At 39.7% G+C, this 8853-nt stretch carries 9 protein-coding genes and 1 pseudogene; 4 read left to right on the top strand and 6 right to left on the bottom strand.

Annotated elements, in window-relative coordinates:
• The first annotated feature begins 54 nt into the window (after positions 1–54).
• Positions 55–249, top strand: a pseudogene (locus tag ACLR96_RS07420) (toxin-antitoxin system protein).
• Positions 250–572: 323 nt separating this feature from the next.
• On the opposite strand, the gene ACLR96_RS07415 reads toward ACLR96_RS07420, so the two are convergent.
• Both ACLR96_RS07415 and ACLR96_RS07410 read right to left on the bottom strand, forming a co-directional pair.
• Positions 573–2414, bottom strand: a complete 1842-nt coding sequence (locus ACLR96_RS07415; RefSeq protein ID WP_412265527.1) for an ABC transporter ATP-binding protein — start codon at positions 2412–2414, stop codon at positions 573–575.
• 13 nt (positions 2415–2427) lie between these two features.
• Positions 2428–4191, bottom strand: a complete 1764-nt coding sequence (locus ACLR96_RS07410; protein WP_412265523.1) for an ABC transporter ATP-binding protein — start codon at positions 4189–4191, stop codon at positions 2428–2430.
• A gap of 201 nt (positions 4192–4392) precedes the next feature.
• Between ACLR96_RS07410 and ACLR96_RS07405 the strand changes: the two genes are divergently transcribed.
• The 3 genes from ACLR96_RS07405 to ACLR96_RS07395 all read left to right on the top strand — a co-directional run bounded on the left by ACLR96_RS07405 (position 4393) and on the right by ACLR96_RS07395 (position 6801).
• The gene (locus tag ACLR96_RS07405) at positions 4393–4923 is read left to right on the top strand and encodes a nitroreductase (RefSeq protein ID WP_412265522.1); all 531 of its coding nucleotides are present in this window, start codon (positions 4393–4395) and stop codon (positions 4921–4923) included.
• Between the two features lie 176 nt (positions 4924–5099).
• Positions 5100–5780: a response regulator transcription factor gene (locus ACLR96_RS07400; protein ID WP_187525467.1), complete on the top strand. Its 681-nt coding sequence runs from the start codon at positions 5100–5102 to the stop codon at positions 5778–5780.
• Positions 5770–6801 (top strand): HAMP domain-containing sensor histidine kinase, encoded by a 1032-nt coding sequence (locus ACLR96_RS07395; protein ID WP_177270032.1) that lies wholly within the window; start codon positions 5770–5772, stop codon positions 6799–6801. The genes ACLR96_RS07400 and ACLR96_RS07395 overlap by 11 nt, the downstream gene beginning before the upstream one ends.
• Before the next feature lie 138 nt (positions 6802–6939).
• On the opposite strand, the gene ACLR96_RS07390 is transcribed toward ACLR96_RS07395, so the two are convergent.
• From ACLR96_RS07390 to ACLR96_RS07375, 4 genes are all read right to left on the bottom strand, one after another.
• A complete protein-coding gene (locus ACLR96_RS07390; protein WP_177270030.1) occupies positions 6940–7119 on the bottom strand; it encodes a hypothetical protein in 180 nt (59 codons plus the stop codon).
• Positions 7120–7164: 45 nt separating this feature from the next.
• Entirely contained in the window at positions 7165–7416 is a 252-nt protein-coding gene (locus ACLR96_RS07385) for a hypothetical protein (protein WP_177270028.1), read from the bottom strand.
• 146 nt (positions 7417–7562) lie between these two features.
• On the bottom strand, positions 7563–8126 hold the full coding sequence (locus ACLR96_RS07380) for a D-alanyl-D-alanine carboxypeptidase family protein (protein WP_346727779.1): 564 nt from the start codon (positions 8124–8126) through the stop codon (positions 7563–7565).
• A gap of 137 nt (positions 8127–8263) precedes the next feature.
• A complete protein-coding gene (locus tag ACLR96_RS07375; protein WP_177270026.1) occupies positions 8264–8698 on the bottom strand; it encodes a hypothetical protein in 435 nt (144 codons plus the stop codon).
• Positions 8699–8853: the final 155 nt, after the last annotated feature.

Here is an 8853-nt window from a genome sequence, read left to right as displayed (position 1 = left end):
TACAAGAAAAAGAATTACGTGAAACAAATCCGAATATCAGCACCGTTCTTAAAGATGGTAAGAAAATATATGAAAGTATATATTTTAAGAATTGATTGTAATGTTGCAAAGGATAAATTATGAACAACTCCTAATTCTCAATGTGCCTTAAATGCGCCAGCTATAGACAAATCCTTGGAATATGTGACATTGGCATTGGATGGGAATTTGCAGATGTGGATAGATGCCGAAGATAACTTAGAATGTTAAAATACATTATAGGCCTGCAGTTTTACTCATTTTCACAAGCGGCAAAAAACACAATGCCGCTTGTGTGCTTTGGTAAACTAACAGACTACAAGTCAATACTTAGTTTTCAGAAGTTATCAACATAATATTTTTCAAAATTTCCACACATTTGTTTATTTCAAGAGTTCCACTATCCATAAATACTGCCGGACCATTTTGTGCGAGCTTTTGTATTACTGACTGCTCCTCCGCTGCCAAACTCTCTTTCAATTACGATATAATTATACTTCATTTTCGTTTTTCTCCTTTCACAGGGAAGCGTAAAAACACTTCCCTGTTATTTCCTATACTGCTTCCTCTTTTTCTTCAAACTGACTATTATATAAATCTGCATAGAAACCGCCCATTTCCATCAATTTTTCATGATTTCCACTCTCAATAATATCCCCGTCTTTCATCACCAGAATCAAATCCGAATTGCGGATTGTGGACAAACGATGTGCAATGACAAAAGATGTTCTTCCAGCCATCAGCTTATCCATTGCATTCTGAATCAGAATTTCTGTTCTGGTATCTACGGAACTGGTTGCTTCATCTAATATTAAAATCGGTGCGTCTGCAATCATTGCCCTTGCAATGGTAATCAACTGTTTCTGTCCCTGTGACAAACTTGCGTTATCTCCAAGAACTGTATCATATCCATGCGGAAGTGTCATTATATAATGATGAAGCCCCACTGCTTTGCAGGCTTTTATCACCTGTTCATCTGTCACGCCTTCTTTGGAATAAACGATATTTTCACGAATGGTTCCTTCAAACAGCCATGTATCCTGAAGCACCATGCAGAACTGACTGCGCAGATTCTCTCTTTTCACATCCTTCGATGGTGTTCCGTCAATCAATATATCTCCGGAATTTGTCTCATAAAAACGCATCAACAGATTAACCATTGTTGTTTTTCCCGCTCCGGTCGGTCCGACAATCGCAATTTTTTGCCCTGCTTTCGCCTTTACCGAAAAATCTTTTACAATCACTTTGTCTTCATTATATCCAAATTGAACGTGTTTGAATTCCACATTGCCTTTTACATTGGAAAGCGCTTTTGTCTTATGACCTTCATCTTCCATTTCCTCTTCTCCAAGAAATTCAAATACACGTTCACAGGCTGCCGCTGTGGACTGCAGACTGGTTGCCGCCTGGGCAAGCTGTGAAAGGGGCTGTGTAAACTGCCGTACATACATCATAAACGCAACAATCACACCGAAAGAGATATGTCCGTTCAAGGCAAGCAGCGCTCCCACGATACAAACAACTACATATCCGAAATTACCGACAAATGCCATCAACGGCTGCATTAGACCAGACATAAACTGACTCTTCCATGCACTGTCATACAGACGCCTGTTCATTTCACAGAATGTCTTTCTTGCATGTCTTTCTCCATTATATGCTTTTACCACATTATGTCCGGCATATGTTTCTTCAATGTGTCCATTGATGGCGCCAAGTTCCATCTGCTGACGCAGGAAGTATTTTTGAGAACGAGAAATAATCACCATCATCAGCGCAAATCCTAATAAACTTGCCACAATCGCAGCCACTGCCATAATCCAATTGGTATAAAACATCATTACAAGTGCGCCGACAAAGGTGGCCAGTGCCGACACTAGCGTTCCCATGCTCTGATTCATGGTCTGGGAGATGGTATCCACGTCATTGGTCACTATGGACAGCGTATTTCCAATACTATTAGAATCAAAATACCGCAGCGGAAGCCGGTTGATTTTATCTGAAATATCAGCACGCAGGGTTTTAGATACTCTCTGTGTGATGACCGCCATAATCTGTCCCTGGATCAGGCTGAATGCCCATCCACACACATACAGGACAACAAGCAGCATACAGATATCTACCACCGCCGACACATCAATTTTTGTCATCAGTCCTTCTGTAATCAAATCCGTTATATCTGCCAATTTATTTGGTCCGATAATATTTAAGATCGCTCCTGCTGCCGCAAGTATAACAGCCCCCAACATAAACGGAAGGTATTTTTTACAGTAAGCGAGAAGCTGCCCTATGGCTTTTCCAAAATCATCGGCTTTCTCACCGGCGGTCATTCCGCCCGCTCCTCCCGGGCCTCCCGGGCCGCCATGCGAAGAGTTATTTTTTTTATATTCTCCCATTTTGTATTCATTCTTAGGCATTTGCAATCTCCTCCTTTGTAAGCTGTGACTCTGCAATTTCCAGATAAACTGGACAGTTTTTCAACAGCTCCCTGTGCGTTCCCTGACCGACAACCCTTCCTTCATCTAATACGATAATTTTATCCGCATCCATAATGGTTCCGATTCTCTGTGCCACGATCAGGCTGGTTGCACCGTTCGTTGTTTCTTTCAGTTTTTTCCGCAAAATTCGATCCGTCTTATAATCCAACGCTGAAAATGAATCATCAAACACATAGATTTCCGGTCTGCGGCAGATAGCTCTTGCAATAGCAAGACGCTGTTTCTGTCCTCCGGACACATTCGTTCCGCCCTGCGCAATCTTCGCATCATAGGTTCCATCCATTTTCATAACAAATTCCTCTGCCTGAGCAACGGATACTGCTTCTATAATATCGTCCTTTTCTGCCGGAGCTCTTCCATTTTCACCATAGGTTACATTGGAAGTAACCGTTCCATTGAACATTACCGCTTTCTGCGGCACATATCCCAATTTATTGTGAAGCGCTTCCTGCGTATAGTTTTTAACATTAATTCCATCTACAATAACTTCACCCTCTGTTGCATCATAAAACCTCGGAACAAGATTAATCAATGTGCTCTTTCCGCTTCCTGTTGAGCCGATAAATGCAACGGTCTCCCCTTTATGTGCAGTAAAACTAATATCATGCAGAATATATTCTTCCGCATCCGGATATTGAAAACTGACATGTCTGAATTCCACTTCTCCCTGTTCGTAAAGCTCAGAATCTGTCACCTTTCCATCATGGATCTTCGTCTTAGTGTCCAGAACCTCATTAATACGTTTTGCTGAAACGATAGCACGCGGAAGAATGATAAATGTCATCGTCAGAAGCATAAACGCCAGAACCACCTGCATTGCATACTGCGAAAATACCACCATGTCAGAAAACAGTGTCAGCTTATCCGGTCCTGCCGCTCCGTCGATCAGATACGTACCAATCCAGTAAATCGCAAGTCCAAGCCCAGACATAATAAGCTGCATTCCCGGCTGCATAAACGCCATAGTACGACTGGTAAATAAATGGTTTTTTGTCAAATCATCATTTGCCTTTTCAAAACGGGCTTCCTGATAATCTTCCGCATGGTAGGCTCTGACAACCCGAAGTCCGGTCAGATTTTCTCTTGCTACACGGTTCAAACTATCCGTCAGTTTCTGAATACTTTTAAATTTCGGCATAGCAAGCGCAATCACGCTTCCGAGCATCAGTATCAGAACAATGACCGCCCCTCCTGTTGCAGCCGTCCATTCCCAACCTTTTCCTGCAATTTTCACAACTGCCCAGACTGCCATAATCGGTGCCTTAATTATTGCCTGTAATCCTATTGCCACACACATTTGAATCTGCGTAATATCAATTGTAGAACGAGTAATCAGGCTGGCAGTTGAAAAACCATTGATCTCTTCCATAGAAAACGACATTGTTTTATCATATACTTTTTCACGAAGCCGCATAGAAAGACTTGCCGCCACTTTCGCTACCATGAAACCGACAATCATTGCCGCTATCAGGCTTCCGAAAGCGCAGAGAAGCATTTTCCCTCCGGCAGACATAATCTCTCCCATTTCACTGCCTTCCGTCTGTACCAGCCGCGTGATTTCCGACATATAATCCGGCATCTTCAAATCCAGCCAGACCTGAGTAGCAATAAACAGCAAACTGATAAAAATCAGTCCCAAGTCTTTCTTTCTGAGATATCTTAATATTTTCAGCATAATGAACCTCCTCATTTTTATTCTGCTGATACGATATCTGACTTTTCTCAACTAGACCTCAATCCAACCTCAACTGAACCTCAACTTTTTAGATTTTACCCTTTTATATTTCCTTCACATTTACTTGAGGTTGAGTTGAGAATGCTGTTCTATGATATCCAAGATCCAAACATTCAAATTTATAAATGGAGGTATTTGAATATGAACAATGGAGTATTAAAGGTATTAAAAGAAAGAAGAAGTATCCGTTCTTTCAAACCGGAACAGATTACAGACGAGGAATTAAACGCAGTTTTGGAAACTGGAACGTATGCTGCAAATAGCAACGGCTCTCAGGCTCCTGTCATTATCGCTATTCAAAATCCAAAACTGGTAAAACAGATCGACGAAATGAGCGGGAAAATTGTAGATCCCACCGGAGCTTTTCATCCATATTACGGCGCACCGACAATTATCTTCGTATTGGCACCGGAAGATGGAGTTGCACCTGTCGAAGACGGTTCCTTAGCCGCCGGAAACATGCTGAATGCAGCTTATGCTGCCGGACTGGGAAGCTGTTGGATTCACCGCTCCAAAGATATCTTTTCTTCAGAAAAAGGCAAAGTCCTGTTAAAACAATTGAGTCTGCCTGAGAATCTCATGGGCGTCGCTTCTATTGCACTGGGATATGCAAACGGCGAACTTCCAAAAACCGCTCCGCGAAAAGAAAACTATATTCTTCATGTAAAATAAATAATACTTATATACTGCTTTCTCATTGGGTCTCGGCGTTTCCGGGATCCTTTTATTGTTCTGAATGGAAAAGTGTTCAAAAAAAGTTCTATGGATGGCTTTTATTGAGATATAGTTGAGGTTTTTATGTTATGATAAAAAATATAAGGATTATACTGATAGAGGAGGTACATGCTATGTTTCAGATATTAGTTGTGGAAGATGATAAAGAGCTTCGCGATCTTTTCTGTACTGTTCTTTCCGATAACGGTTATAAGCCGATTCCCGCATCAGATGGTCTAAATGCTTTTGATATGTTGGAAAAAAATTATATAGACGTAATTGTTTCTGATGTCATGATGCCGAATATGGATGGTTTTGAAATGACAAAAGTCATCCGAAAGGCCGGATACACTATCCCTATTCTCATCATCACAGCAAAAGAAAATGCTGCGGACAAACACGAAGGATTTCTCGCCGGAACTGATGATTATATGGTAAAACCCATTGATGTCAATGAAATGGTGTGGCGTGTAGAAGCGCTGCTTCGCCGTTCTCAGATTGTCAACCAGAGAATGGCAAAACTCGGAAACACGGAATTTGACAGCACAACTTTCACGGTAATTACAAATTCTAAAAAAACAGAACTCCCGCAAAAGGAATTTCTTCTGTTATTCAAACTGATTTCTTCGCCAAACCGTATTTTCACACGGCGGCAGATCATGGATGAAATCTGGGGACCGGACACCGAAACGGATACACACACACTTGAGGTCCATATTAGCCGTCTGCGTGAAAAATTTAAAGAAAATCCTGATTTTGAGATTGTAACAGTCCGGGGACTTGGCTATAAGGCGGTGAAAAAAAATGATAAATAAAAAAACGTTTCACATCACGGTTGTTTTTTCCGCTATGGTCTTTCTAATTCTTGTTATTACTGTTTTTTTAACTAACTTATTTATTATTCTTCTTTTGCGCAGTGGAATTTTAACCAACCCAAGACCGGAACTTATATTGCTTGTATCTGCACTAGTCAGTATTATTGTTGGAACAATTTTCTCTCAGGTCATTGGAAAACGTCCTCTGAAATTTATTCAGAATATTGATAATGCAACAAAAGAAGTGGTAAAAGGCAATTTTGAAGTACGACTCAGTGATAACATTCAGGCAGAAGAGCTTCGTTCCGTAGCACAAAATTTTAATAAGATGATTCAAGAACTCTCCAATACGGAAATTTTCCGAACAGATTTTATTGAAAATGTTTCTCACGAATTCAAGACACCTTGCTCTGCCATTGAAGGATATGCCACCTTACTGCAAAATAATTCTTTAACGGAAGAAAAACGAACAGAATATACGAATAGAATTCTTTTTAACACTCGCCGTCTTTCCAATCTGACTGGAAATATTCTTCTTCTGTCCAGACTTGAAAATCAGGAAATTGAAGTGAAAAAGGAAACTTTCTCTCTGGATGAGCAGCTTAGGGAAGTGATCTTGCTGTTTGAATCGCAATGGATAGAAAAAGAACTGGATCTTGATATTGACCTCTGCACTGTCAATTACACAGGCAACAGAGAAATGCTGATGCAGGTATGGCAGAATATTTTCGGAAATGCGATGAAATTTGTTCCAGATCGTGGACAAATCCGTGTTCTACTAAGTACAGACAGACGTTCCGTAAAAATTTCTATCGTTGATAACGGAATCGGAATGAGCAAAGATGTTTTGAAACGAATTTACGAAAAGTTTTATCAGGCTGATTCTTCACGCAACGAGATTGGAAATGGTTTAGGATTAACTCTTGCAAAACGAATTGTTGATCTTCACGGAGGAACAATTTCTGTTTCCAGTGAGATAGGAAAAGGGACTGCATTCACTGTAACGCTTCCACTCAAATAATCGTAATTTTCGCAGAAATCATGCAGGCAAACACATCAAAGTTCTTTCTTCAGCCATAGTAAAAACACCGCCAATTTCCTATTGTATCTTCAAGAATTGACAGTGTTTTTTATCTGTTTAATAACAATGCCATAACGATTATGCTGCCTCTAATGCAGTTGCCAGATCTTTTTTCGCGGCTTTCTTTGCCGGAATAAATACACCAATCAATGCCAACAGAATAAGTACCACTGCATTAACAAGCTCTGTTCCTATCACATTATGAATAATCACATTACATGGAATTAATAAAAATTCTGTAATTCCAATGCCGATCAATCCTGCATATAATCCAATAATGAACGTTTCTACATTAAACACCTGCTAAATATTATGTTTTAATGCATTAATAGCTCGCAGAATACCGATTTCTTTGGTATGTTCCAAAACAAAAATATCTGTATATGTAATCAGTTCTTCTCCGTCCACTCCTTCTGTTCCCTCAAGCATCTCATCAAAGCCATTTGATGACTGTATCATTGACACTTCTGATCTTTCCCCAGACATATTCGCCATATTCGGCGCTGTACTCATGCCGCCGGATGTATCCGGTATATTGGAAACCATTTCAAACATTATACTACCTTTTAAAAGTGTACTTTCAGCGGTATCAATACTCTCTGCTCTATTTTGGTGAAGCTGTAATAGAAGTATGTATATATTCCTCCCCTTCAGCTTTCTATTATTAGCATTTTTTTCTACATAAACGTAGCCTAAATCAATCAGCTGCTGCAAATGCTTGTAATACTGTTTTTATTTTGTTCCCTAAACTGCATATTTTTAAACGCAACACATCCATCATTGGCGCTGACCATAATCACCCCTTTGAGCAATTCCTCCACAGTATGTTGTTCACCCGGTTCCATATACATTTGGCTGCCTCCCATGGCTGCTGCTCGTTCTGAAACGGTCACTTTATCATCAAGTGATATCTTACCCGAATCACAAGCCTCCAATATCAAAAGAAGAGTCATTACCTTCGTTACAGACGCCGGAGGCAGATGTTCCTTTTCATTCTGCGCAAACAGCACTTTCCCACTGCTTCCGTCTATAAGTACAGCTGATTTAGCATCTATTTTAAGATCTGAATTTTTAACTTCTTTATCAGAAGATGCAGATTCATCAGCCGGTGCGTTTCCCGATACAACAGAAGCCTCATCAAATATAGTCAAACTTCTCTCTTTAGTCATAAATTTATCCACACCCATGAAACCGCCTGCAAGTAAAAATATACCTATAAGGGCACCTGTAAGCACTTTTTCCCATCTCTTTAAGATTCTTTTCACTAAAAAACCTCCCTTCCCCTTAAATGTATGCATAATCTCAAGGAAAAAGAAGGTTTGATCAAAGCTTTGCTATCATAAAATCATGACTGATGCTGCAATATCATAAATATTTTTCTGTCAATTCACTGCTCTGCATGTTATAGAAATCTGCGAGAATCCATCACCAGTTTTTCTTCAAGATTTATCAATCGCTTCGTTATGTTTTTCGATTGCTCATCAGCTGCTTCATATTGATTAAGGTATTTATTTAAGGTTTTAACTCCCATATTACATCCGTCTGTCATAAGATCTGCAATAGTTTCATCTGAACCATCCATAGCAAGTTTGGCATTAGTTTTCATCCATGACATGCCTTTTGCCATCATATTAGGTTCTTTTCCATCATCATGGTATTTATCCAAAAGAGTCTGTATTTCATCCTGAAGTTTTACATGCTGATCTTTACAATATTTAAGAGCATGTCTAAAATCATCGCTGCTGACATAATCAAAAACATCATCTATAGAAGAAACTCCCATCTTAATGCCTGCATCACATTCCCTCAGCAATCTTATTGTATCCTGTTCAATCATTGATTTTCAACTCCTTATCATATCCGGGTAACCCCATATTAAATTATTTATCATAAGATAAGTATGGCTGGTTTCTCCCGAATTATTCCGGCTAAGAAAAAATGAGATCCCGTAAAATCGCAATCTCATTTTTTCAGTCTTGTAACAATTATCAA

Origin of the sequence: Lentihominibacter sp., assembly GCF_046951855.1 — a bacterium.
GTDB classification, from domain to species: Bacteria; Bacillota; Clostridia; order Peptostreptococcales; family Anaerovoracaceae; genus Lentihominibacter; species Lentihominibacter hominis.
Note: the sequence above shows the minus strand (reverse complement) of the source record. Positions and strands in the feature narration are given on the sequence as shown.

What these genes read in the sequence shown, in the direction of transcription:
- ACLR96_RS07415 (WP_412265527.1), bottom strand. Translation starts at nt 2,414, where the DNA reads ATGGGAGAATATAAAAAAAATAACTCTTCGCATGGCGGCCCGGGAGGC.
- ACLR96_RS07410 (WP_412265523.1), bottom strand. Translation starts at nt 4,191, where the DNA reads ATGCTGAAAATATTAAGATATCTCAGAAAGAAAGACTTGGGACTGATT.
- ACLR96_RS07405 (WP_412265522.1), top strand. Translation starts at nt 4,393, where the DNA reads ATGAACAATGGAGTATTAAAGGTATTAAAAGAAAGAAGAAGTATCCGT.
- ACLR96_RS07400 (WP_187525467.1), top strand. Translation starts at nt 5,100, where the DNA reads ATGTTTCAGATATTAGTTGTGGAAGATGATAAAGAGCTTCGCGATCTT.
- ACLR96_RS07395 (WP_177270032.1), top strand. Translation starts at nt 5,770, where the DNA reads ATGATAAATAAAAAAACGTTTCACATCACGGTTGTTTTTTCCGCTATG.
- ACLR96_RS07385 (WP_177270028.1), bottom strand. Translation starts at nt 7,416, where the DNA reads ATGTTTGAAATGGTTTCCAATATACCGGATACATCCGGCGGCATGAGT.
- ACLR96_RS07375 (WP_177270026.1), bottom strand. Translation starts at nt 8,698, where the DNA reads ATGATTGAACAGGATACAATAAGATTGCTGAGGGAATGTGATGCAGGC.